Below are 25,449 nucleotides of genomic sequence, written 5' to 3' on the forward strand. Positions count from 1 at the left end.
TCTACAGTAAATAGTCGTCGCAATAATTGTACAGACATTTTCAACTCCTTGAGAATAATTGTATTCAGCATTCAGCTATTTTTTAGTTATAGCTCAAAGCTTTTTTTACTAATACTCAGAACACAATAAATTTATATAGTATTGGGTAATTAATGTTGAAAATTTCTGTTAATCTCCCAATATTTCATCAACAGTAAAAGTCACATTAGGCAAAGCTTGAATTGTTACAGTTTCACCGCTCTTAAAAGTCTGCACAATTTCATAACCATTCGCAGTAGGTTGTCGATAAACTTCCAGACATTTTTCAGTCAGATTCACCAACCAAACTTCAACAATATTATTCTCAGCATATAAAGGAATTTTTACTTCTTGGTCATATTTAACTGTTGTATCTGACACTTCTATGAGGAGAAATACATCTTCCGGTTGAGGATGTTGAGTCTGATAAAAATCTGGTCGTCGTTGCAGCAAACTTATATCTGGTTCTGGTTCAGAATTATTATTCAATCTCACAGGATTTTGAATTCTCACAGTAACAGTTTTTGCTAAACGCAAAAAGAATAGTTCGTTAATACGGTCCACACAAGCTGCGTGATGAATACCAATAGGGGACATTTTGACAATTTCTCCTCGGATTAGTTCTACTCGTTCATTTTCAGTTAATATTCCTGCTTCCAGCATTTTATAGTACTGCTCTACAGTAAATAGTCGTCGCAATAATTGTATAGACATTTCCAACTCCTTAAGAATAGTTACATGAATTTGCTTATATATAACAATTATATTTACGATAAATATTCTTGCCTAACTTTAAAAAGCGTTTTAGTCCGGAATGCTCCGCAAACAGATACCATTATCTATACACAAATTTTTAAGCTGGTAGCTAGTTAACTTGTTAATAGTTCAATCAAATCCTCAGTTATCGGACAACCTGTTTCCCTTTCAAAATGAAGAAACATCGGGCTAAAATTCGCCTCCAAGAAAACAAAGTCTCCATTAGGTTTAAATCGCCAATCAATACCAGTCCATTTTAATCCGAATGCTTTAGTAATAGCTAAACATTGTTTTTTCATATCCTCTGGTGTTTCTAAATAGATTAATTTTGCTCGTTTATCTTCCCGAAAATCTAAGGAACTACTCCGAATTTCAGCAGAATAAACTTTTTCTCCAATCACATAACTACGAATATTTGTACCAGGAATAAATTCTTGGATAGTTACCGGAGAAATTCTTAATGCTAATTTCATCCGATTAATTTCTAGATGTTCTTTCGTTAAAAATTGAGTATGAGAACCTCCATAAACAGGTTTAAAAATTACATCTTTAAATGTTTGAGAAAATTCTAAAATTTCATCAGCATTATTAGTAATAATAGTCGCGGGAATAGTCACGCCTATTTTATTAGCTAAACTTAATTGCAAAGGTTTTTCTTTATGAAATTCATAAGCATCCCAACTATTCACCCATTTTTCAGGTTTAGACCGCATAAAAGAACGTAATAAACCCATCGAATCATTAACTGCTATTCTCTCCTGATATGAATCAGTTAATTTCGGAACATTTACCCCGGCAAAAGTCCGCCAAAAAATTTTATTTATATCTGCTAAATTCCATTTTCTGCCATCTGGAAATATTAAACATCCTGTGTGACTAATAGGTTGCCAAGAAATTTTTAACTTAGTGGGAAATAAACGAGTATCTAAATAATCAACTGTTATTCCTTTTTCCATCAGAGACTTTTTGAGATGGGCAGCATGAATATCTTCTTCACTGCCGAGGATTAAAATATTCATTAAAGTTATACCAATTTGACAACTGTTTGCTACAAATAGTTAGGCTATTTCTTAGGACTCAGGAGTCAGGACTCAGGAGTCAGAATGAATTGCTTTGCTCCCATTTTTTAGTCGTAATTTATCTTTTTAGTCAAAGGGACATCTCCTGTCAAGTATTTTATAACAGTCGAAGCAAAGGTTAGGACAGATCAAAAACTTAAAACTCAGACAAGGTAATACTTTTCCTTCTTCCTTCTTCCTTCTTCCTTCTTTCTTCTGCTATAAAGGAAGAAAGGGAATGAGAAAGAAAAGGAAGACTTGGGAGAAAAAAGCGTAGATATTCAGGACTTACCCATGAGGTACAAAAAACTAGGATTTGAGATTGCTTCCCTATCAGTAGCTTCGGACGAAAATACCTTAGTATTGCGTAATACCAAATTGAAATGAAGCTGCATAGAATAATCTTTCAAGCATAATTGACTTCAAGCATAATTGACCGCAGGTAAGCGTAGATAAAAATAGATCGATTTAATGAATTTCATCATTCTATGCAACCTCAAATAAAACTGGTATAAGTTCTAATATTATGAGTTTGAATATATTTCTGCTTACAAGTCTACTTTCCCATTTATTAACTAAATAAAATTAAGGTTTAAATTATCTAGAGATGAAACATTTTCTATGATCGCAATCAAATCTCCTGATACAGTAGATATATTAACTGAATTCTTAACTATTTCAAAACGATAATCATTCAAACTTCCTGATAACTGAATTCGGTCTAAAGGAACATCAAAATTTTGAATTAAAGCAAAGTCTAAATCACCAAAACCAAGATAAAAAGGCGACCCTGGGGAAGAACCAAGTATAAATTGATCTACTCCTTCTGTTCCCGAACTACCAACTAATATATCAATTTCTCCCGTTCCCAAATCACTAGGTATAACTCGGTCGTTGATGAGGTCATATCCAATAACACTAACACCAACAATTCTGGTATTGTTGCCGAAAGCATTAATAATATCATTACTATCATTGTCAGTAAAAAAACCAATGCGTTCAATTTCAAATTGTCCAAACAGAATGTAATGTTCTAAAGCAGAACTAAATTCTCCTCTATTGATAGCAACATCAATACCAGGATAAGATTGCCGATAAATCTCTTCATTAAAATCTCCACCTTCCTCTCCTATAGCTAAAGTAGTGACACCACCTTCTTCAGAACCTGGTTGAGTAAGAGTTCCATTATTAATAGGAGTAGCAAAACCACCTTCTTCCCCTATTGCTTGAGTTGTTGCGAAACCTTCTTCAGAACCTGGTTGAGTAAGAGTTTCATTATTAATAGGAGTAGCAAAACCACCTTCTTCCCCTATTGCTTGAGTTGTTGCTTCTCCCGGTGGCACTCCTATTGGAGTCATACCACCTTCTTCTCCTATTGCTTGAGTGGTTGCGAAACCTTCTTCAGAACCTGGTTGAGTAAGAGTTTCATTATTAATAGGAGTAGCAAAACCTCCCTCTTCTCCTAGTGCTTGAGTTGTTGCTTCTCCCGGTAGCATTCCTATGGGAGTAAGACCACCTTCTTCTCCCAGCGCTAGAGTCGTAGGTACAGGAAGATTACCACCTTCTTCTCCTATTGCTAAAGTAGTTGCTATAGCTTCACTGGTACCCCCTTCTTCTCCTAGTTCTAAGGTTGTAGCTATCAGTTCGCCACCATTTTCTGAATCATCAAAAGCTTCTGTTGTAGCACCACCTTCTTCCCCTGTTGCTAAAGTAGTTGCTATACCTTGAGAAGGATCATTAGGAGTATTACGCTTAGGTTCAACTTGACTTTTTTGTAAAGACTCAAGAGTCTCTAGGTCATTCTCAAATGGATGTCTCATATTTTCCTTTTGTTCAACTTTAATTTATCAGGACTTACGCGCGGACACGCTTATCGAGTGAGTGCGAATGCCATTCGCCCCTACAAATGGCGTTTTCAAGGGAGTTGCATGCCTAAGTCCTGTTTGATTTATTATGTTATGGAAAGTACTGAAGATTGTTGAAAATCTTCTATCAGTTACAGTATAGTTGAGAAATTTAGAAATATCGATCGCTATTTATAGATGAATAAACTACCCAATGACATAGATGAAGCACTCGCTCAAGCGATAGAAGCTACTAAGATAGCTCTCCAGGATGGTTACAGTAGAATCCAAATCGAAATAGTTATTCCAGAAATTGAACTTCAAGCTCAATCTCTAGCAGCACAATTTATCCCTGCTTTACTTGAAGAAGGTATTCAACCAAAAGTCTTCTTTCCTGATACTGGTGCTGCAGCATTAGCAAGACGAGATTGGCAAGAAGCGTCCTTTAAAGTAAAAGTAGAAGATATTGGTACAAGTAGGTCTCCAGTTGATAGCAGAATTTCACCGGAAGACGAGTTTTTTCTGTTAGTTGCCCTTTCTTCTGTAGAAGTGGCCCAGGCCGAAAAATTGTGTAATCTGGCAGGCGATCGCCCAGTTGTGATGTTGATTCCTAAATTAGAAGATATATCTATTGTAGGAATTGGTTATGCAGCACGCCAACTCCGCGAAAGATTTCTTAAAACTATTGAATCTTGCTACTATATCAAGTCTTTTGGTGAGGCTGCATTGTATCGTTGTTATCCTTCTCCCTGGCAAGTTTGGCTTGAGGAAAATGGCCAATATAAATTAATTGCAGAGCGACCTGAGAAACCGATGGGAGATGCGGTGGAAATAATTTTAGCTGAAGCTACTGCTACAGTTAAAACAGATAGCTCTACTTCTTCTGAGCAAACTACTGCTACACCAAGACGGAAAGGATTTTTAACTGAAATTCAAAAATTCCTGCGTGCTTTAAGTAACTAAATTTTCCGCAGAAATGAACTTACTAAAAGTATTTTTCGTCTAAGGTAGGCCGACCCCAATTTTGATCGAAGCTACAATTTATTTCAAATTAGCTACATTCTGGATTTGCCTGAAAATTAGGGTCGGTTGACCTCAGAAACTATGTGTTATTATAGATATAAATAAATTGAATAATATATTTAGATGTTTTAATTAAATTTTCTGACATTAAAATTTAACATAAATAGTCTTTTTTGCCTTAGTTAATGCAATTAAGTAGACAGAGGAAAACTAGATATTATAGGAAATCTTTAGAAGTAAAAATGAAGCAAAGACGTATTATAATTGGCGATGTACATGGGCATTATGATGGTCTGATGGTTTTGCTAGAGGCGATCGCCCCTGGAAAAGATGAAAAGGTGTATTTTTTAGGGGACTTAATAGATCGAGGCCCAAAAAGCTCCCAAGTAATAGAATTTGTCAGAAATAGCTCTTATGAGTGTCTCCTGGGAAATCACGAACAAATGATGATTCAAGCTCTCTCAGATAAAGGGGGCAAAAAAGGAGTATGGGAAGCTTGGTTTTACAGTGGAGGGAATGAAACGGTAGAAAGTTATAGAGATACAGGAATTATGCCTTATGAGGATGTAGAATGGATTCGATCACTACCTCTGTATCTAGACTTAGGAGATATTTGGTTAGTTCATGCAGGGGTAAATCCAGAACTACCTATTCAAAAGCAAACCTATCATGAATATTGTTGGATTCGCAAAGAATTTCATGGTATTGAAAAACCTTACTTTCCCAATAAGTTAATGATTATAGGTCATACTATAACTTTTACTTTTAATAATGTTGAGCCTGGGGAGTTAGTTCGTGGGGCAGGTTGGCTAAATATTGACACGAGTGCGTATCATCCTCGTAGTGGATGGCTAACAGGATTAGATGTTGATAATAATATTGTTTATCAAGTTAATGTTAATAATAATGAAACTAGGAAAATGCCTCTAGAAGAACTTGTAAAACCTTATGTACCCAAGCCAACTTTAAAAGAAGTAATGCAAGAACGTTTATTAGCTCAAAAAAAGCACAAAGAGAAACTCAAGCTCAAGAACAATCGGTGATTATAGAAGTTTCTCTGTAAATATTAGATTAATGCTGAATGCAACTAGAAGAAAAACAAAAATTAATTACTTATTTAGGTCAATTTGTTACCCATGCTCGTTGGGAAAAAATTGTATCTATTTTGCATCAACGAACCCGTCATATTACTGTTATTTTAGAAGATATTTATCAACCCCACAATGCTAGTGCGGTACTCCGAAGTTGTGACAGTTTTGGGGTACAAGATGTGCATATTATAGAGAATAAAAATATATTCACAATTACTCAAGGTGTTAGTGTTGGTTCAGACCGCTGGTTAACATTATACCGCTATAATCAAGAAGGCATAAATAATACTCAAGAATGTTTAAAAAAATTAAGAAGTGAGGGTTATATTATAGCAGCAACAACCCCCCATACAAAGCAAATCACTGTTGAACAATTATCTGTAAATACAAAAGTAGCATTAATGTTTGGTTCGGAAATTAATGGGTTGTCAGAATATGCTCAAAACAATGCAGATGTATCGGTAAAAATTCCAATGCAGGGATTTAGTGAAAGTTTTAATATTTCAGTTAGTGTTGCTTTGTGTTTATATGATATGACAAATCGTTTGCGACGAAAGCATAATAATTGGGAATTAACTGAAACAGAAAAATTAGATTTGGAATTAAATTGGCTGCGGAAATCTATTAAAGCTGGGGAACTTATTGAGAAGAAGTTTTTCAGAGATATTTGTAATTGAATAAGGAAGAAGTAAGAAGTAAGAAAGCGTTTAGTTATTTAGGAGGTAGCTGTATTTTGGTATCATTATTATTTTGATTGCTCTTTAAGTGATAAATTTCCTAAATAATTTATCAAAATCAAAAATTAATGATGGCAAATCGGATATTTTTTTGTTTAGTTATTTGATAATTCACTTATGCTGAATATGTCTATCAGGACTTACGCATTTTCATGGTAAAAACACTATATATACCATAGTGCTATAGTTTGAATTTACTATATGTAGTGGCTTTGCGTAAGTCCTGACAGAGATAGGAGCAGCAATTAGGGAAAACCAAGTCACGACCCTATGGCTGAGTGCAGGATTATTCCAACCGATGGTAGAAGAGCAACTAGAAAACTTACCATTACCCACATCTTTCTTAACATAAGGTTTGACAAAAAAAAGCATTTATGTATGGAGTAGCGATATAGCTGCCCCTAGGCTCCGCCAACGCTAAACTTACTCTCCGAAAATCGTCATTAAGCTCTGCTTGTTGATAATTAGATTTTGAGGTAACATAAACTACGTGATAAATATATTAGTCGCTCCTTGGGCATACCTCCTCCGGAGGAGCTGCGCTAACGGAGACAAAAAAGCGCACCGAACCCGCGCCGCCGAAAGGCGCAAGGGAACGCGGAGCAAGAAACGGACGTGGAGGCAAGCGTAACTCACCCCCATCCCCTCCCGGGAGGGGAGCAAGAGGGGTGGGTGCAGCAGCCTGTGTTAGCGGAGCTTTGCGGAGCGCAAAACATCAACCCACCGAAGAGCTCAGGCTCAGTAGAATCTCCGCGCCTTTAGGCCGGACAGGATCTCAAAAGCTTTTATACAGCAAGCTGTGAGTAACAGAAGTTAAAGTCAATAATTCAATCAACCCCAGTCAAAATTTTCAATAAATTGTAGGATATTAATGTTTTATGTATCAAATCGTTACTGAATTAACAGGTGTACCTCGCACCCTACTTCTTCCACTCAGGGGACGAGCTGATGAACAATCAAATCCTCATCCACTGTTTCAAGATCCACTAGCTGTTGAGTGGTTAAAACTCGCGGGTTGGGATCAAGAGCTAGAGAAATTATATTCTATAAGTGCTAAAGCCAGTAGTATTGCAGTTGCAATCCGAACTTACCAGCATGATCAAATAGCATCTCGTCATATTACCAACCATTCCCATCCGATTGTAGTGGAATTAGGCGCTGGATTATCTAGTCGTTTTCACCGCATTGGAAAGAATGCTTATCGTTGGTTTGAGCTAGATTTACCTGTGGTAACTGAATTACGTTCTAAATTAGATACACAGACAGAGCAGCACCAGTTTATTAGTGCTTCAGTTATGGATTTTGACTGGATGAGTAATTTGCCTAATGTAGAACCAGAAAACATTTTATTTATTGCAGAAGGCTTACTACCCTACTTTGAGGTAAATGAAGTCCAGCAACTTCTATCTATGATGTGCTCTCGTTTTCCAGGTGCAACCTTAGATGTGGAAGTTCTAGGAAATTATGTCAAGATGTTTAGTAAAATGTTCTCTCAAATTGGAGCTCCCCTAAAGTGGTTTGTGAAAAACGAACAAGACTTATCTGCTATGGAATTGCAAGTAGTCAATGCTTGGCCTCTCTATAAACTACATCAAGAACGTTGGCCTTGGCAATGGCAACTACTTTTGAAATTCTTTACCCAATTTCCCTATTTTCGTAATGCTTATCTAATTGTGGAAACTAAGCTATGATATAGCATTTCCCATAGTCATAAGGTTCACTAAGATGAATAGTATTTATGGTGACCGCGTCAATCAATGAAACCTTATTCTATAGAACCCCTTTGGTATCTATACGATCGCCTAACTTTGTTGACGCTACATATAGTCTCCTTGCGTAAGTCCTGAGATTAAAAAATTTTTCATTGACTTATATAAATGTTCTGTTGTGCCATCAATTGAACAATAAATTAATATGTTTTAGCGGTATGGGTGAGCGATCGCTCACCCATATCAGTAATACCAGTTTGAAAAAAGAATGCTATAAAAAGTGCATCTCTATCAGATATGCCTAAAAATAGTTTCTCTAGTTCATTTTAGATGGTTATCTCTATCTTTTTCCCTTCTTTTTCAATATTTATCCCTTCTTCCTTCTTGCTTTTTCCTTTTTCCTTATTTCTTATATCATGTCCGTTTATATCGTTTGTGTAAACCCAAGGGTGAATATCTACAGGAAATAATGGTTTTTTTCTTGCGAGGGTAGCCTTTCTTCCTCTTCTCTCTTCCCTCTTCCTTCTTCCCTCTTCCTTCTTCCTTACCTTTGCTATACAAGACCGATGCTGCCGGACATGATATTACTTCTACTATTTGTAGCAAACATTGATCAATTTGGTATAACAATAATCCCACATTCCGCACTTCAAAATGTAGTATAAAAATACCATGACAGATATCTAATATCATGATCCGGAAAATTGCTACGAAGTCTGAAACTCAAAGCAGACTAAACGAAATTATTTTGTATTATCTGCCATGGGTTTACCATCACTTTCTGGATAAATAATAGTTGAGTGCTTTTGAGATTCCAGTTGAGAAACCATCTTTATTTCCATGAGAGTTTGTGCTTTTAATTATAGTTAGATTGTTCCCAGAATTATCTGGGAAAAAATAATCTAAGAGACTGTTTGTAAAGTTTTGTAATATACAATGATTGACCTTTAAACTGTAACAACTTGGTTATTTATCCCAGATTTATAGCCTGAAATACCCAATTTGCCAGGGGTAAAAACACTTCATAATTCTTTACAAACAACCTCTAAACTAAAGCAGCAGAGATAAGTTCATTTGCTATATCAAAATTAGCTGTCACATTCTGCACATCATCAAGATCGTCAAGAGCATCCATTAACTTGAGGAGTGATCGTGCCTGGTCTGGTTCTGTCACCTCAACAGTATTACTAGCAATCCACCGAAACTCAACTTCAATCACATCAAAACCTTTACCTCGTAGCATCTGACTAAGATTTTCCAAATTAGTAGTTTCAGTAAATACCTCTGCACCTTGAAAATCTTCTTCAGAAATCATTTCATAATATTCCGCTTCTCCTTCAACAGATGCTTCCAATAATTCATCCTCATCAATAGACCCTTTAATAGTCACCACACCCTTGTGGTTAAACATCCAACTTACGCAACCAGTCTCACCTAAATTACCTCCATTTTTAGTAAATGCACTTCTGAGGTCTGCTGCTGTACGGTTACGATTATCTGTAAGTCCCTCAATCAGAATAGCTATCCCACCTGGCCCATAACCTTCATAACGAATTTCCTCAAGTTCATTACCATCATTGAACTGACCAGAACCTTTAGCGATCGCCCGCTCGATATTATCATTGGGAATACCTGCCACCTTTGCCTTATCTATCGCTGTACGCAACTGAAAATTACCAGCCGGATCGGCCCCACTACGGGCAGCAACAATGATCTGGCGAGAAATTTTAGCGAACACTTTGCCTTTAACGGCATCAACTCTAGCTTTTTGGCGTTTAATATTCGCCCATTTACTGTGTCCTGCCATAAAATCAAATAGCGTAAAAAAAATACATTTTCATCACTAATGTTGATAACTATTCACAGGCATAAAAATCCTGGTACAATAGTTATCAAACTTCTATCGAAATTATATTTTAACGCTTTTTATGGCTTTCCTCAAAACTCACCTATGAGTTAGGTTAAACAAACCTGACATTGGTTTCTATATGATCTAGATGAGAAGTATCCCCACTTAATTCCATGACCCATTGTTGTCTTTCACGAACAATTTTAACTAAACAACAAAGAGAGGCTTTAATTTCCATCTTAGCAATTTCACCTACTAATCCTGCAGCAGTGCCAATGACTGAAGCTCCGTGCCCCAGTAATAAAATATTTTCTGTGGGAAACTGTGCCACTAGACTTTGAGAAGTTTCTCCGGTGCGCTTCATACAAGCTTCCCAAGTTTCAGGATATTGGGGAGTGCCTGCATTGTAAGAAAGATCTATTCTGTTGTAAGCTTTGGCCATTATTTCTAGGGATAGAGTTTCTGGCATAGTAGGCATCCATTCTGGATTTAACCATTCACACAGGCCCCAATCTAGTTTAATAGGTAAATCAAGAACTTCTGCTACTTCATTGGCAGTTTGTACGGTTCGCAGAAAGGGAGAGGAAAAAATTTGAGTGATATTTTCCCCAACTAAACGGTTTGCTAGTTGTTTTGCTTGAATGACACCATCATCCGACAGATGAGGATCGTATGGTTTTTCAGCAGTGTTAAACCATTCGGGGTTTACGAAGTCGATACGGTTTCCATGCCTTGCTATCCAGACTGTTTGTTTAAACATAGGTTCATCTGTTGCAGATTGCAATTTTAAATATATAGCAATTCAGAAGTCTGAGAGACCTCAGACTAATTATCAAAAATAATTTGGCAAAAAGGAAATTGAAAAATTATATAGCACTACGTCTTTTAGTGTAGGACAATAAATTTTGGTTGTAAGGGAACAGTGAATAGCGGTGTGATATCAAATCCGGTTAAACAGTTATAGAATGGTTAAGTCAGGAGGAGTCAACCCACCCGCGCGCCCCTCCCTGGAGGGGGAAGACCGAGTCAGGAGGAGAGAGAATTACAAATATGAGCGTAGTTATGACGATTGGAGAATTTTTTTATGTCCAATAAAACGGATTTGATATGACCCCGCGACGACGACAGTCGCAAGCGGTCAATCTTCGGAGCTTCCCGTAGGGTGGAATGGCGAGGAAACCCGCTCTTGTAGAGCCACTCGCTCCCCTAACGCCATATCCAATCGACAAAGAGAGGGAATGCGCACTCCTGTGAGGGAATAGGGAACAGAGGAATGTCAAGAGCATATTTGTGTAGGGCTATAGTTGAAATGATATACTCCCATCTCATCGGATATCTATACTCTATGGTTACTTCCATCTTTAAATCTTGACTATTGTCCCATTACTTTATGGCGTTTGGCATTACTTAGGGTTTGCTGAAAAAAGCTTTTTTGTAGGGGTAGGAGACAGGAGACAGGAGACAGGAGACAGGAGACAGGAGACAGGAGACAGGAGACAGGAGACAGGAGACAGGAGACAGGAGACAGGAGACAGGAGACAGGAGACAGGAAGAACGGGGAATGAGCGAGGAGGTAGGAGCTAAGTTTTGTCCCAAGATTGCTCTGCTCCACTCTTGCCTAAAATACTAGCTTTTTGAGCGTTTTCAACATGATACCTGGCACTTTTTTCGACCCTCACAGTACTCAAAGCTTTATATATCAATACTTTTATAATTAATCAGCAAGCCCTACTTATAAAACAAAAGTCATAACTATCCTCTTTCTTTACAAAATCTTCATAAAACTTTTCAGTATCTTTATCGTTTCTTTATGTAAAAATACGGAAATAGCTGCTAGTATATATATATAAATAAATTAAGTATTAACTTATTTGTTAATTATTATTTTATTGGTTTGTGTGTTGTAATTAGCTTAAGCTTCCTCAAGAAGAGGGGGCTATTTTTTTTGAGAATCGGTATTGTAAGCGTGAAGGTAAGGAAGAAGCGGTGCGACCCCGCGTCGGCGACAGACTCAAGCGGTCAGACCCCGCGACGACGATAGCTCGCTTGCGGAACGCGCACTCCTGTGAGGGAATGCTGACCAAGAGAGGGAATGCCCACTCCTGTGAGGAAGAAGGAAGAGGGAAGAAGGCTTAAAAACTTGAAAAAACCTAAATTTCCTGTAGATATTCACCCTTGGTTTTACACAAACACGCCCCAGTGGACATTATATAAGTCTAAGTCTCAGTACCTCCTCAGCAACTGGTCTGAGTATGATGCTTCCTTAAAACAGAGAGGGAGTTAAAACTTAGTTGACAAGTTACGTCATTACGCAGTATAATGCGCTAGTTGATATCAAAAATAAAGTAGTGAAATTTGTCAAACCAAGAGAAGCTGCTGAGATATTAGGAGTTGATGTGCGCACGTTGGTCAAATGGGAACAAAGTGGTCAAATAAATGCCATAAAAACCCCATCGGGACAAAGACGCTATGATATTGAATCCTATATCAAAAGTACAGATACATCAAGCCCGGCAATTCCCGGCAAAAGTCGGGAAAACCGTTCATAGCAATGTGACGGCAAAACCATCTACATTGGCGGTATCTCGCAATGCTTTGAGGAATATCCCCAAAGCGCCATTCCAATCTCTTGGTATTGAGTGACCGCAGTGCGAAAATTTAAAATGCTTTGAGCCTCCCAAGTTTTTATGAACATGACCGCACTTTGTACAAGTTTTAGATGTATACTCTTCAGTTACATCTATTACGGTTGCACCTCGTTTTAAAGCATGGAACTTAAGAGTTTGTTTAAAACCATAATGTGCCCAACTTAGCATTTGGCGGACTGTTTTTGAGGTAAGCTTGCGTTTCTTTTTTCCTGATTTGGCAACCATTTGGGATGACTCACTCATTTGGGATAAAGATCATGCGATACTCAGTTGTTAACCATTTTGCTACTTTTTTATGGACTTCATCTATAAGGTTTCTTACTTTAATAAACAAGCTATTAATTTTCTGGCTTACTCGCTGTCTTTTGTACTTATTGTTACGACCTTTTAATTTAGTTTTAACAGAGATTATTTGATCAATATGCTGCCCCAACCGAAAAATTCTAGTAATATCTCCCATACCGATATCAATAAACTTTTCTCCATCAAAACCCGTTAAAAAACTGCGAACGTCAGGGTCTAATGCAATAATAGATTTACTCTTCGATGTTTCTGGTTTAAACTCCACCGGAAATACAGCAAACCAGCGTTTTTTGTCATAAACTAATTGAGTTTCTGCATTCCAAGATTGTTCTCTCACACAAACTTTATATGTCCCATCTTTTTGCTTTTGCTGGTATTCAACATTAATACTCGGAATTAACTCTGATGCGAATAACTTTAATCCTTTTGTTACTGATGGTAACCAAGTACCTTTTTTAAAGTCTTCGACCCTAAATTTAATTGATTGTATTCGGTCTCTAATTGAACGGAATTTTCCGCAACAAGGCTTTTTCGTCCCACTTTTACGACTAGCTTTAAATGCAGCGTTAGCATCATAAATTGCATTCACTTTAAGATGATATGGTGATTTTTTAATCCAATCTGGTAAGTCACTGTTTAAGATTACTTTACGCAAATCGTATTTAGAAATAAAACCATGTTTGCGCATTTTAGCTATGGCTTGATTAAAGCAATATCTACTTGCTGCTGCCGACAGTTCCGGTGGAAGCAGGAAGTAAACAGTAAAATGTCACATTATGACGTTTTATATCGGTTTTATGAAGCAGTCTAACATTTTGGCTAAATGATGAAGTGATAGAGCAGTGGGTAAACCAACAGAAGACTGGACGTAGGGGAGCATCTAATATTTATAGTGATGTAGCTATAAAACTAATGGTCATTCTCAGTAGTTTGTTTGGATTAGCGTATGGGACAAATAGAAGGGTTGTCGTGATCGCAACATTCATGCAACAAAGCCGTTCAAAACTACTAAATCTTGACTACATCCGCCGACATAATATCCACCTCAATTCTACAGGTGGTCTACCATTGGCTAGAGGAAATATATCTCTACCAGTCGCCCAACTTTCAAACCAACTTGTAGGAGGCCAAGCTGTTTGAGGCAGATGTTGACGTTCATATTCTATAACTAACTCATTAGAAACGATCGCTAAGGGTAAACTCTGCATCGCTGTGGCAAACTCCTTAGCAGTGAACAAACTCGACCAAGATAACTGTGCCATCTCTCGGACTAACTCATCCGGTACATACCCATCTACGGTTAAAAATATATTGAACAGAAGCATACCACCAGGACAAATAAAATCAGACATTTTTGCTAGAAATAATCGCAGTTGCTCTACATCGCGAAAATGAGATACTACTTCTGTGGCGATCGCCAACTGATAAAAAGCTGGCTGCATTCGTGTCAGTGGGTCGAGAATATCTCCCTTAACCACATTCATAGATAAATTTTCTGTAGCGATAGCTGTTTGCAACTGTTCAATAAAAGCAGGGGTTAACTCTAAAACATCTACAGAATGACCTTTTCGTGCCAAAGGTAAAGCATTCCTACCTGTTCCCCCACCCACATCTAATATTTTTAATGAAGTGTTTTTACGAAATTCTGCCACAGTTGCTAATACTCTAGCATCAGGGTGAGAACCAAACAAGGGAGGCTTTCTCTTCTCTACCCAAGACTGGTACTGTTCCTCTAAAGTTGGGCTACGAACAGTTACTTGGCAAGCCATACCTTTTTTGGGAGGCTTCACTAATTCATACTGAATAACTAATATTGAACTTGTAGAAACATTAAACCCCTCTGTCAACTTCCTTTCTATCATTTGACGTAATTGTAGTTGTCTTTCCTTGGGCATTGGTCTACCCAGGTGAGAAAACAAGCTTTCTACAATATTTATGTAATGCTCAAGCATACCAGGTAGACATGGAAACGCTAACTCACCACGTCCTGAAATATAGCTATCAAGCTTATATATAACAGCTTTTTTGAGAATAGCTGGAGAAGTTACAAGTGGCAGTTGATCACTTATGAATAATGTCTGTTCCTGGTTCATCAGCAGATTCTGCTTTAATTAATTTTTTGACAGTGTTAGTATAATATTATTGACATCAACTAACTATTGTTGAAGAAGGAAGAAAGAAAAAGTGGATGGGGACTCAAACCCCAGGCAATTGTCAAAACCCTGTAGACGACAGGGTATTAAACCCAAAAGAAAAATATAACTGATTAAAACCTGAATATTTGATCAAGTATAGCGCTGTGCGCAGCTCATCTGGCAACAGGCAACAGGCAACAGGGGGAATAAAAAACCGATAATATCAGGCTTTTAGCTATTGGACAGTTACTGTAATTTGTAAATATGCCAGCGCACATTGCTATAAATTGATCTTAACAGAAACTACATCTCAAATTGATAATTACCGAAAAATTCTGGGTATGCGCCTCCCCTTTTAAGGGGATCAAAAGCAGTCGATCTTCGGAGCTTCCTGTAGGGATGGCATGAGCAGAGCAGGTCTGCAAGAACGGGTCTCCTCGCCATATCCAATCGACCAAGAGAAAATAGAATATTCCTTATGTCAAGCCTCCTTATTGCAGGAGGTACTGTTAGCGTCGCTCCTCCGGAGGAGGCGTACCTGATAACTGAAATGACCTCTTCTTGAAAAGAAGAGAATTGACTAAAAGGAAAAAAAATTCTTGTTTCTGCTTGTAGGGCGACAGCTTGTACCAAAATCAGGCAAAGATCTAAACCTTAATTATTTGGTAACTAAGAGCTGATTTTTAAACTTAGCTAAAACCCTTATTTCATCTAACTCTCAGGGATTAAGGCATTATTGAACTATAACTCCCAAAACCCTTGTATTACCAGAGATTCAGCCTCTTAATATTTACTTTATAAATCAGCTCTAAGTCATCCATTTAAAAACTAAAGACAATATTTTCGATAACTATTAAGTACCTGTATTAAATTAATTGAACTAATGGTCGATATAGGGAAAAGGCAAAAGATATGCTACCTTGCGTTAGTAAAAAGCAGATAGTTTAAGAAAGGCAAGGTTTCCTTGCCATATCCAATCAACCAAGAGAGGGAAGATGAAATATATCTGATACCAAATCCAGTTATTATTAGTTATTTAAGTAATTACGCAGAGCCTCTCTGGACAAAAACTTGAATTTTTTTCAGAATAATCTTAACGGGACTTGGTATAAGTGTCAATATACAAATAATTTTGTCTTTCTACTTAAGCTTAATGTTCCTAATATTCTGAAGTTAATTTTTACTTTTAACTTTTAACTTCTAATTAGTCCCTGTAAAAACTATTTCTGGAAATTTTGATTGAACTTCTGTCATTGGCCGTCTTCTTCCCTCTTCTTGCCAGTAGTTAATTATCTCAGTAGCTTGATTGAGAAGATCGACCCGGTCTGATTCATTAATCCAATGTTTGGCTTCTATTTCTTTTCTTAATTCTTCCCAAGCATCATTACGAGGCCAGAAAAAGTAACAAGTTAAGGGGCTAGTACCATTTCCTACCACTTGATCTACCGCAAGTGCTACATTATCTTCTAACCAAACTACTTTAAGTATAAATTTGGACAATTTACCTCCAGAGCCAATATTAGGCTTATTTCAAAACTTTGCACAATATTTAATCTTACCACGGAAATTGAGTGATGGACAAAGCAATTTTAGTTTTTGATATTGATGGTGTAATTCGGAATGTTGGAGGGTCTTATCGACGGGCGATCGCGGATACGGTAGAGCATTTTACATCCGGCACATTTTGCCCCACTTTGACAGATATTGACCAACTAAAATCTGAGGGAGTTTGGAATAATGACTGGGAGGCTTCGCGAGAGTTAATTTATCGCTATTTTGAAGGCCAAGGTCAAAAAAGAGAGAATGTTGGTTTAGATTATCAAAAGTTAGTAGCTTTTTTTCAGTCTCGTTATCGGGGTCCCAATGAAGATAATTGGACTGGTTATATTTGTACTGAACCATTGTTGGTAAGTTCTGGTTATTTTCAGAGACTGACAGCAGCAGGATTTTTTTGGGGATTTTTTAGTGGGGCAATGCGGGCAGAAGTGGCTTATGTTTTGGAGGGTAAGTTAGGGTTGAGTTCCCCTGTAGTGGTGGCAATGGAGGATGCACCCGGAAAACCTGACCCCACGGGGTTGTTTGCGGTATTGAAGACATTGGAAAAACAGCATGGTTTAGCTGAAAATCTACCTGTGATTTATGCTGGCGATACAGTGGGAGATATGTATACGGTGGAGAATGCTCGTCAAGTGATGCCGTCGAGAAGTTGGACAGGGGTGGGTGTGTTGCCTCCCCATGTGCAGGAAAGTCAGACAAGGCGAGAGGCTTATAGTGCAAAACTGTTGGAGGCAGGGGCAAAGGTGGTTTTGAGTAATATCGAAGAATTGTCTGAAGAAGCTATCGCTTGCGCTTTGAGTGGTGGTTAGTAGCCGTGTAAAAATAACTTGAACAATTTAAGCGATTGTTCTAGGCTTAATCACATAATTCTATTGACCTTGACATGCTCCCGACGCTGCTCTTACAAGACAGGGCGGGATTCCTGCTCCATCGCTGTTAGGGGCTTTCTGTTTCTTAGCACCCGCCTTCCGAGATTTACTCTATTCGGGTCTAAAAGCGCGCTCCACAGTACGTCGCCAATCCGACGGCTCCCCTATCTGACTTCTGACTTCTGACTTCGTTAAGTCGCGGTCATGGTGAGAAGAACACTCGGGGCAATTCCATTCTCTGATACTTAGAGGTAATTTTTCTACTATGTTACCGCAACTAGAGCAACGCTTAGAACTGGGAAAATTTCGGTCAATTTTGATTACAGCACTTTTTAGGAAGCGTGAGGTACAGTTCATTAATTCTCTGTTGCCTGTTGCCTTCCGGAGCTGTTGCCTAAAGTCCTAAAATTTTGTACCTCACTAACTCCGAAACTGCTGTAATTGACGACCATACCAATCAGCTTTGTACTCTAATTGCCTGACTAACTCGGACCAGTTGGCGTCACTACCCACCCCTCTTGCTCCCCTCCCGGGAGCAGGGCTAATTCTTTGTCGTCAGAGAATATTTACAACCCTATATTTTTTTGAGATCCTGTGCTTCCCACACTCCCCACACTCCCCACACTCCCCACACTCCCCACACTCCCCACACTCCCCACACTCCCCACACTTCCCACACTTCCCACACTCCCCACACTCCCCACACTCCCCACACTTCCCACCCCCCTCCTTTTTTCTATTGATTGGTTTCATACGACGCTTCCTTACAGCAAAGCGCGGGTCTTCAAGCAACATTTAGATCAAAAACGGGTTGAGGATATGAAATTTAACCTGGCGTTGTTATGCCAGAAAGAGTATGCGTTTATTAACCCTTATTATTGGGCGGGTTTTGTTTCCGGTGTTTTACAGTGAGCTGTTTGCAGCAAAAAAAGTGGAAATTTGCCTCCAGATTCACCTATCTTTCCAAACTCCCCAAACTCCCCCTAAATTTTTAAATAGAACCCATTTTGGTTTTATATTGACTACTTAGGATGATAGTCTTTGGGGGATATACCCATGCGATCGCTTAGTATGAGTGTAACAAAACCCATAGGTGACTTGCACCATAGGTATTTCATCCTTAGTTGTGTAACCCCATTTTTTAAAATTTTCGATCCATCTCCAAATCTTGAATTTCCCTCTGGTTTTGATATACAACTACTATTAAAACTTTATTTGCGGTAGTCATCATAATTTTATGTCTTGACAAACATAGGTAATCATGATTTCATATAAACTCATATATCATATATAGTCATTCCAGTTAAGATTGAGACAAAGGTTTCTTGCCTTGAAAGAGTTTCAGCTGAAAAAGTGTTCCAGTCTTATTCAGAATGACTATAGTAGTCATAGCAGGCTCTTAGTTTAGCCAACTATTCACATAAGCCACAATATAAACTGAGTGAAAACAATAAAGCTCTGCCAAAACGAAAAGTCAAAATTTAACTACTCAACAACAAATTAAAAACCAGTATTCAAGAACTATGAAAAATTTAACTAATGTCAGGGAAAAATTAAATCCTATCAATAACAACAGTCAAACGACAAGATTTTCATCTCCTCTCCCAGAACAACAAGAAATTTTGAAGACTTTAGAAAAAAGTATTGCTGAGTCTACAGAATTTTTCATTGGCTATCCACTCAATCTTAATTTTAATTACACCCCTCTGATACCTTTCTTTCAATATCTAATCAATAATTTAGGCGATCCGTGGGAGTCTGGATACTGGTATATTCAAAACAAAAATATTGAGCAACAATGTATTTCTTGGTTAGCTGAACTTTTTCACTTAGAAGCAGAGTGGGGATACGTTACCAGTTGTGGTACGGAAGGAAATATCTATGGTATGTTTTTAGGTCGAGAGTTACTCCCTGATGCAATTCTCTACTCCTCGAAAGATACTCATTATTCCATTGCCAAAGCGGCCTGTATGTTGAAAATACCTCATGTAGTTATTAACTCTCAACCTAATGGGGAAATAGATTACGAACATCTCAAACAAGAAATATCAAAACGAACGAATCACAGTGTTATTCTCAATCTCAACTTAGGCACCACAATGAGAGGAGCAGTGGATCGAATAGAGCCAACAGTTGATATTTTAGAAAAACTAAAAGTTCCTTTTTATATTCATTGTGATGGTGCATTAGGAGGAATGTTATTACCTTATATGGAAGGTGCTCCAAAAATTAGTTTTCAGGATTATCCCATTGGTAGTATTGCTGTTAGTGGTCATAAATTTTTTGGTTCTCCTATTCCTTATGGAATTGTTTTAACTCATCAAAGTTATACTGAAAAAATTCGGCACAAAATTGAATATATTGGCTGTAATGATACAACTATTACAGGTTCTCGTAGTGGGCTTGCTTGCTTATTTCTTTGGTATGCTATTATGACCAGAGGTCAACAGTTTGCTACAGAAGTTTCAAGTTGTTTAGAAAATGCTCGGTATTTGTATAAACGTCTAGAAGAGATTGGGTACAAGCCTTTTTTAAATGATTTTTCAACTACGGTTGTATTTGATAAACCATCAATCAATATTTGTCAGAAGTGGCAATTAGCTACTCAGGGTTCTTTAGCTCATATTGTTGTGATGCAACATCTTTCTCAAATGAAAATTGACTTATTTATCGAAGATTTGTTAGCTTAATTTGTATCTAGTGGAGTTGATTGAATCAGTGATATCATGTCCAGTAGAATACTCATAAATAAACGACGGAGTAGTTAGAAGAAAGTGGTAGGTCTTAGGTTTTAATATCAGTTCAAAATTATGTCCCTGGTGTTAGGTGCGTTGCAACGAACCCTACTACTGTAGGGGCGAACGGCCGTTCGCCCCTACTCATTTATTTAACTAGGTTCTGGAATTGTGATATCTATTGAAGTAATTTTAAGATCATTTCCGAGACTACTCAGAGGTGGTTGAATTGCTTCTTGGTTACCAACAACTAAAGTTACAATTTTATCTGGTTGCAAATATTTTTGAGCTACTCTTTGCACATCCTCAACAGTAATATTTTCTATTTCCTGACGATAACGGAAAATGAAATCTTGAGGATAATCATAATATTCATATCTCATCAAACGGGATAAGGTTTGAGCTGGATCTTGAAAGTTGAAAATAAATGAGTTGAGAGTTGAATCTTTAGCATGGGTCAGTTCCTCTTTTGTAATAGGTTGAGTGCGAATACGTTCAATTTCTTCATTAACAGATTTGATAAATGGTACAGTTGCATCCGAACGAGTTTCACCCCCAGCGATGAATACTCCTGGATAATCATAATTAGGACTCCAATAAGCAGAAACTGAATAGGCTAAACCTTGACGCGATCTAATATTATTAAACAAGCGTCCTCCCAAACCATTAAGTACCCCATTCATTACGCTCAAAGCTGTATAATCAGGATTATCTAATTTTCCGCCTAAATGACCCATTTGTACATAACTTTGAGTTAGCTGAGGTTGGTCAATAAAAAACATATCACCGACTTGAGCTTGACTAACTTTTGGTAGGGGAGGTTTCACTGCTTTAATGCTTGGTTGCCAGTTGCTAAATTGCTCTGTAATGAGCGATCGCATCTGTTTGGTCTGAAAATCTCCTACTACTCCCAAAATCATATTCTCAGGATGGAAATATTTAGCATAGAAATCAATTAAATCTTCCTGGGAAATGTTGTTGAGGGTTTCATATTCAACAGTTCGAGCATAAGGACTTTCTGTCCCATAAATCAATTTTTGGAACTCACGACCAACAATAGATTCAGGGTCGTCATTCCGACGAGCAATTGCACCTTGCCATTGTTGTTTGTAAAACTCTAGCTTTGTTGGAGCAAATACAGGTTCGCGAATGACTTCGGTAAATAATCCAAATACTTCTGTCAAGTCTTCAGTGAGGCAACTGAACCTGGCACTACCAGCAGTACCACCGATACTTGTTTCTACTACTGCTGCTTTTTGTTCGAGTATTTGATTTATTTTTTCAGGAGAATGTTGGGTTGTACCACCTGTACGCATGACAGTCCCAGTTAAGTCTGCTAACCCTGCTTTATCTTCGGGTTCAAATCTTGAACCTGTCCGGAATATTGCTCTGCCACCTATTAGGGGTAATTCATGGTCTTCCATAAGATAGACAACGATGCCATTATCAAGTTGAAAGCGAGTGTACTCCGGTAGTTCTAATTCTGGTAGTGGGGGAAATTCCAGTTCGGTATAATGTTTGGCTGGAGTTAGAGCTATGGCTGGTATTTGCCCTAAAATAGCTAACAGCATTACTACGGCTAAAAATGCTGTGATGAAAATTTTGGATCTAGTAATTTTTCTTTTGTAGTTAGAAAGCATTGTTTGTTTTGGTATGAAAGGGAATAGGGAATAGGGAATAGGGAATAGGGAACAGGGAACAGGGAATAGGGAATAGGGAATAGGGAATAGGGAGTAGGGAGTAGGGAGTAGGGAGTAGGGAGTAGGGAGTAGGGAGGAGGGAGTAGGGAGGAGGGAGCGAATGCCATTCGCCCCTACTAGATATGACGGTTCTGCATAAGTCCTGTAGGGGTAACTATGACAGAAAAATCGCTCTCTCTATTATTCCTCCTACTTGCTCTTTCTTCCCACACTCCCCACACTCCCCACACTCCCCACACTCCCCACACTTTGCTTTTTTCAGCAAACCCTACTTGGGAAGTAGTCTGCCAATAGTACGGTTTTCGGCAACAAAAGTTTTTTGAGCCACACGCATAATATCTTCTATCGTTACTGCATTAATGGCATCTAACTCTTTAAATAGATTTTGCCACGAACCAGTTTTAACTTCGTAGCTCAAGAGAGCAGAAGCCATTCCTGTATTAGAATCGAGAGAGCGCAATAAACTTGCCCGTGCTTGAGTTTTCACCCTTTCTAATTCTTGCTGAGAAACTGGCTCTGTTTTCAATTTTTCAATTTCTGTCTGCAAAGCTGCTCCGACTTCATCTACATTACTATTGGGAGCAGTCATAGTATAAAATAGCATCAGATGTGGATATTTATCTCCTGGATAACCACCTGTTCCTCTTGCTACCAGGGCTATTCGCTGTTTCTCGACTAATGACTGATAGAGGCGAGAAGTACGACCATCACTCAAGATGCTAGTAATCATTTGATAAATTACATTGTCAGGATGATTCGTTGCAGGTCGGTGATAACCTTCTAGATACCAAGGTTGAGATTGCAACTTCATTGTTACTTCCCCTTGTTCAGTTTGGGGAGGTTCGACAATATTAAGTTCTGGTGGTTTTTCTTTAGTTTCGTAGCGACCAAAATAAATTTTTGCTAATTTTTTCACTTCTTTGGGATCTACATCTCCAACTATCCCTACCGTTAAATTACTGGGAACATAATGCGTATCAAAAAAGTCGCGCACATTTTCTCTGCTTAAATTTTCGATATCTTCTTGATAACCAATAACAGGGCGACGGTAAGGATGAACTTGGAAAGCTTTACCTAAAAATTTTTCTAACAGTTGGGCAACAGGTGAATTTTCTGTACGCGATCGCCTCTCTTCCAGAATTACTTGTTTTTCTTTATAAAATTCTCTAAATACTGGTTCCAAAAATCTTTCTGACTCTAAAGACATCCATAATTCTAGTTTATTGGCAGGTAAGCTATAGAAGTATTGGGTGTAGTCTGCGGAGGTGGCAGCATTCAGTCCAACTCCTCCTGCTTGTTGGACAATTTTCGAGAATTCATTTTGATTTACATATTCAGATGCCTGCTTTTGAGCTGCCTCAAATTCTGCTAAAAGTTGGGAGACTTGTTCAGTTTTTTGATTGGCACTAGCTGTTTGAATTTCTGCAAATATCTTATCTAGTTTCTCTAAAGTTTGTTTTTCAGCTTGATAGTCTTTTGTACCGATTTTTTTTGTACCTTTAAAAGCTAAATGTTCTAGGTAATGTGCCACACCTGTTTGACCGTCTGGTTCATTCGCCCCACCAACATCAGCATAAATAGAAAAAGATATAACTGGGGCATTATGTCTTTCCAATACGATGAATTTCATGCCATTGTCGAGGCGAAATTCTGTGACTTTTTTGATTACTCGGTCTAGGTAAGGCTTAATTGATATTTTTTGGTCGGGAGTAAATTCCCGTGCTAAGGCCATATTTGCAGGAAACCCAAACCAAAACAAACTTATGGTAATTAAGCAAAGACATAAGTTGAGCGATCGTTTTTTTAGTTTGGCCAATTCAAAGTTGGCAGTAATTATTTTTTTACACCAAGCTGGTAAGAAAGTTTGCATAAATATTTGGAAATAAAAATTTAATTCTGTAAATAGTTCTATTGTTGGTATGAGCTTACCTCTAAGTATTTGAAATTTTGACCTCCCCATAGCAATGTTATTTGGACATATCTGCATAGGTAAAATCCATTAACTAATTGAATTTATGATTAGGTGACAATTAGAATTATATTCTCAAGTATGAGATTTTAGGAATATTGGTGTGGGATGCAAGTTTTTCGATTATACTCGTGAAATTAAAATTACAGCAGATTCGGTCGTATATGAGGTAAAAATATTAACGAGGGAATGTTCCCAGTGCGGGATCTTGCCCGCGAAGGGTATACCTCACGCCTGATGAAATCTGCTGTAAATCTTTTTTTTCCTAAATATGTATAAAATCTGGTAGTCCAGCAGTTGTAATGGTAAGTGGAGACAAGCAACACCTAGAACGGGAGCAAGATGCTCCCACTAGCTATACCATTACAATAGACATCTGGTGGAAAATAAAGAAACCTTTTAATTAGATCAGCTAAGGAAAGAAAAATTTACCATAAAAAATCCTTTTTCGTAAAAATATCTTACCTGTTGCCTGTTGCCTGTTGCCTGTTGTCTGTTGCCTACTCCTGCAAAAAATCTATATCTTTTTCACCAGAGGTCTAATGCACCACTACCTAAAATCTTTGTTAATTAATGCTTAAATTGCCAAATAATAACGCTACAACTGATTAAAGTAAAATAAAAATTTTAACTATTATGAAAGTTTTAACTAAGTTACCAACTTCGGAAATACAGACACGAACTAAGATATTACAAGCAGCTCAAAAATTGTTTGCTAAATCTGGATATGATGGTACTACGATTAGAGATTTAGCAAAGAAGGCAGGAGTATCAGAGGGTACTTTGTTTCGTCATTTTAGTAATAAAAAAGCGATTTTGATTGAGTTAGCTACGGAGGGTTGGGTTGAAATTCTCACAGATTTATTGACAGAATTAAGTGAGATGTCTAGTTATAAAGCTGTGGCACAAGTGATGCGTCGCCGGATGTTAAATATTAGTCGTAATGCAGATATGATGAAAGTCTGTTTCTTAGAAGCGCAGTTTCATCCAGAATTGAGAGATAAAATTCAATCGGAAGTTATTGAGAAAATGACGGATGTGGCGGAGGCTTTTTTTGCAACAGCAATGGAGCGGGGTGTATATCGTCAAATGAATCCGAAACTTGTGGCACGGGTTTTTTTAGGAATGTTTGCGATCGCTGGTTTTAGTCAAAAAACGTTATTAGAACCTGATGCTTCTCCCCAAGCAATGCAAGAAATGGCAGAGGGATTAGCTGATATTTTCCTGAATGGTGTTTTAGCCTCTGAAGAAGGTGGTAAATATTAGGCATTGGAGAACTCCACCAATTATCAGTCTTTTGTGAAACCATTGTAGGGACGTTCCATGGAACGTCCCTACAGTCTTTTTTGGATAGGAGAAGATTTACAAAAGTTTAATTATGGTAAGCGGATTTAGTATTAGTGGGGGGTGGTGGTTATGGCCATATTGAGAATGGCTAAGTAGGGAGG

General features: G+C 37.8%; 23 protein-coding genes and 1 pseudogene. 9 read left to right on the forward strand and 15 right to left on the reverse strand.

Annotation, left to right across the window (positions count from 1 at the left end):
* Window positions 1–168: 168 nt before the first annotated feature.
* The 3 genes from F6K23_RS09980 to F6K23_RS09990 form a co-directional block, all read right to left on the reverse strand.
* On the reverse strand, window positions 169–732 hold the full coding sequence (locus tag F6K23_RS09980) for a Uma2 family endonuclease (protein WP_293154161.1): 564 nt from the start codon (window positions 730–732) through the stop codon (window positions 169–171).
* Between the two features lie 155 nt (window positions 733–887).
* On the reverse strand, window positions 888–1,793 hold the full coding sequence (locus F6K23_RS09985; protein ID WP_293154164.1) for a RimK family alpha-L-glutamate ligase: 906 nt from the start codon (window positions 1,791–1,793) through the stop codon (window positions 888–890).
* Window positions 1,794–2,407: 614 nt separating this feature from the next.
* On the reverse strand, window positions 2,408–3,652 hold the full coding sequence (locus F6K23_RS09990) for a hypothetical protein (protein ID WP_293154167.1): 1,245 nt from the start codon (window positions 3,650–3,652) through the stop codon (window positions 2,408–2,410).
* A gap of 222 nt (window positions 3,653–3,874) precedes the next feature.
* Here F6K23_RS09990 and F6K23_RS09995 point away from each other — a divergent pair, with 222 nt between their 5' ends.
* From F6K23_RS09995 to F6K23_RS10010, 4 genes are all read left to right on the forward strand, one after another.
* Window positions 3,875–4,639 carry a DUF1995 family protein gene (locus F6K23_RS09995; protein ID WP_293154170.1) on the forward strand — a complete coding sequence of 255 codons (765 nt, stop codon included), beginning with the start codon at window positions 3,875–3,877 and terminating at the stop codon, window positions 4,637–4,639.
* Window positions 4,640–4,941: 302 nt separating this feature from the next.
* The gene (locus F6K23_RS10000; RefSeq protein WP_293154173.1) at window positions 4,942–5,742 is read left to right on the forward strand and encodes a metallophosphoesterase family protein; all 801 of its coding nucleotides are present in this window, start codon (window positions 4,942–4,944) and stop codon (window positions 5,740–5,742) included.
* A gap of 38 nt (window positions 5,743–5,780) precedes the next feature.
* Window positions 5,781–6,467, forward strand: a complete 687-nt coding sequence (locus F6K23_RS10005) for an RNA methyltransferase (protein WP_293154176.1) — start codon at window positions 5,781–5,783, stop codon at window positions 6,465–6,467.
* A 938-nt stretch (window positions 6,468–7,405) separates the two neighbouring features.
* Window positions 7,406–8,218, forward strand: coding sequence for a class I SAM-dependent methyltransferase (locus F6K23_RS10010; RefSeq protein ID WP_293154179.1), 813 nt, complete (start codon window positions 7,406–7,408; stop codon window positions 8,216–8,218).
* Window positions 8,219–8,650: 432 nt separating this feature from the next.
* Here the strand turns inward: F6K23_RS10010 and F6K23_RS10015 are convergent, their stop codons facing one another.
* The 3 genes from F6K23_RS10015 to F6K23_RS10025 form a co-directional block, all read right to left on the reverse strand.
* The gene (locus F6K23_RS10015; protein ID WP_293154182.1) at window positions 8,651–8,929 is read right to left on the reverse strand and encodes a hypothetical protein; all 279 of its coding nucleotides are present in this window, start codon (window positions 8,927–8,929) and stop codon (window positions 8,651–8,653) included.
* Window positions 8,930–9,281: 352 nt separating this feature from the next.
* Window positions 9,282–10,043 (reverse strand): YebC/PmpR family DNA-binding transcriptional regulator, encoded by a 762-nt coding sequence (locus tag F6K23_RS10020; protein WP_293154185.1) that lies wholly within the window; start codon window positions 10,041–10,043, stop codon window positions 9,282–9,284.
* Between the two features lie 154 nt (window positions 10,044–10,197).
* Window positions 10,198–10,845, reverse strand: a complete 648-nt coding sequence (locus tag F6K23_RS10025) for a histidine phosphatase family protein (protein WP_293154188.1) — start codon at window positions 10,843–10,845, stop codon at window positions 10,198–10,200.
* Between the two features lie 1,531 nt (window positions 10,846–12,376).
* Here F6K23_RS10025 and F6K23_RS10030 point away from each other — a divergent pair.
* Complete coding sequence (locus tag F6K23_RS10030) at window positions 12,377–12,634, forward strand: helix-turn-helix domain-containing protein (protein ID WP_293154191.1); 258 nt, start codon at window positions 12,377–12,379, stop codon at window positions 12,632–12,634.
* On the opposite strand, the gene F6K23_RS10035 is transcribed toward F6K23_RS10030, so the two are convergent.
* Together F6K23_RS10035 and F6K23_RS10040 are read right to left on the reverse strand one after the other, a co-directional pair.
* On the reverse strand, window positions 12,629–12,976 hold the full coding sequence (locus F6K23_RS10035) for a zinc ribbon domain-containing protein (protein WP_293154194.1): 348 nt from the start codon (window positions 12,974–12,976) through the stop codon (window positions 12,629–12,631). The genes F6K23_RS10030 and F6K23_RS10035 overlap by 6 nt on opposite strands.
* Window positions 12,969–13,724 carry a hypothetical protein gene (locus F6K23_RS10040; RefSeq protein ID WP_293154197.1) on the reverse strand — a complete coding sequence of 252 codons (756 nt, stop codon included), beginning with the start codon at window positions 13,722–13,724 and terminating at the stop codon, window positions 12,969–12,971. Before F6K23_RS10040 ends, F6K23_RS10035 begins: the two co-directional genes overlap by 8 nt.
* Before the next feature lie 128 nt (window positions 13,725–13,852).
* Here F6K23_RS10040 and F6K23_RS41685 point away from each other — a divergent pair.
* A pseudogene (locus tag F6K23_RS41685) lies at window positions 13,853–13,987 on the forward strand (transposase); the annotation flags it as partial.
* A 68-nt stretch (window positions 13,988–14,055) separates the two neighbouring features.
* Here F6K23_RS41685 and F6K23_RS10045 read toward each other — a convergent pair.
* Window positions 14,056–15,129 carry a bifunctional 2-polyprenyl-6-hydroxyphenol methylase/3-demethylubiquinol 3-O-methyltransferase UbiG gene (locus F6K23_RS10045; protein WP_293154200.1) on the reverse strand — a complete coding sequence of 358 codons (1,074 nt, stop codon included), beginning with the start codon at window positions 15,127–15,129 and terminating at the stop codon, window positions 14,056–14,058.
* 1,242 nt (window positions 15,130–16,371) lie between these two features.
* The gene (locus F6K23_RS10050) at window positions 16,372–16,671 is read right to left on the reverse strand and encodes a 30S ribosomal protein PSRP-3 (RefSeq protein WP_124143727.1); all 300 of its coding nucleotides are present in this window, start codon (window positions 16,669–16,671) and stop codon (window positions 16,372–16,374) included.
* A gap of 74 nt (window positions 16,672–16,745) precedes the next feature.
* Between F6K23_RS10050 and F6K23_RS10055 the strand changes: the two genes are divergently transcribed.
* Entirely contained in the window at window positions 16,746–17,537 is a 792-nt protein-coding gene (locus F6K23_RS10055) for a TIGR01548 family HAD-type hydrolase (RefSeq protein ID WP_293154207.1), read from the forward strand.
* A 171-nt stretch (window positions 17,538–17,708) separates the two neighbouring features.
* Here F6K23_RS10055 and F6K23_RS41690 read toward each other — a convergent pair whose 3' ends face one another.
* The gene (locus tag F6K23_RS41690) at window positions 17,709–17,954 is read right to left on the reverse strand and encodes a zinc ribbon domain-containing protein (protein ID WP_367267673.1); all 246 of its coding nucleotides are present in this window, start codon (window positions 17,952–17,954) and stop codon (window positions 17,709–17,711) included.
* Window positions 17,955–18,171: 217 nt separating this feature from the next.
* Window positions 18,172–18,312, reverse strand: a complete 141-nt coding sequence (locus F6K23_RS10065) for a hypothetical protein (RefSeq protein ID WP_293154210.1) — start codon at window positions 18,310–18,312, stop codon at window positions 18,172–18,174.
* Between the two features lie 808 nt (window positions 18,313–19,120).
* Here F6K23_RS10065 and F6K23_RS10070 point away from each other — a divergent pair.
* Entirely contained in the window at window positions 19,121–20,287 is a 1,167-nt protein-coding gene (locus F6K23_RS10070) for a histidine decarboxylase (RefSeq protein WP_293154213.1), read from the forward strand.
* 197 nt (window positions 20,288–20,484) lie between these two features.
* On the opposite strand, the gene F6K23_RS10075 is transcribed toward F6K23_RS10070, so the two are convergent.
* The 3 genes from F6K23_RS10075 to F6K23_RS10085 form a co-directional block, all read right to left on the reverse strand.
* Complete coding sequence (locus F6K23_RS10075) at window positions 20,485–21,972, reverse strand: pitrilysin family protein (protein WP_293154216.1); 1,488 nt, start codon at window positions 21,970–21,972, stop codon at window positions 20,485–20,487.
* A 176-nt stretch (window positions 21,973–22,148) separates the two neighbouring features.
* Window positions 22,149–22,280 carry a hypothetical protein gene (locus tag F6K23_RS10080; RefSeq protein ID WP_293154219.1) on the reverse strand — a complete coding sequence of 44 codons (132 nt, stop codon included), beginning with the start codon at window positions 22,278–22,280 and terminating at the stop codon, window positions 22,149–22,151.
* 20 nt (window positions 22,281–22,300) lie between these two features.
* Window positions 22,301–23,902 carry a M16 family metallopeptidase gene (locus F6K23_RS10085; protein ID WP_375340753.1) on the reverse strand — a complete coding sequence of 534 codons (1,602 nt, stop codon included), beginning with the start codon at window positions 23,900–23,902 and terminating at the stop codon, window positions 22,301–22,303.
* 735 nt (window positions 23,903–24,637) lie between these two features.
* Here F6K23_RS10085 and F6K23_RS10090 point away from each other — a divergent pair.
* Window positions 24,638–25,267 (forward strand): TetR/AcrR family transcriptional regulator, encoded by a 630-nt coding sequence (locus F6K23_RS10090; protein ID WP_293154221.1) that lies wholly within the window; start codon window positions 24,638–24,640, stop codon window positions 25,265–25,267.
* The last annotated feature ends 182 nt before the right edge of the window (window positions 25,268–25,449 follow it).

Origin of the sequence: Okeania sp. SIO2C9 (assembly GCF_010672455.1) — a bacterium.
In the GTDB taxonomy this organism is placed as follows: domain Bacteria; phylum Cyanobacteriota; class Cyanobacteriia; order Cyanobacteriales; family Microcoleaceae; genus Okeania.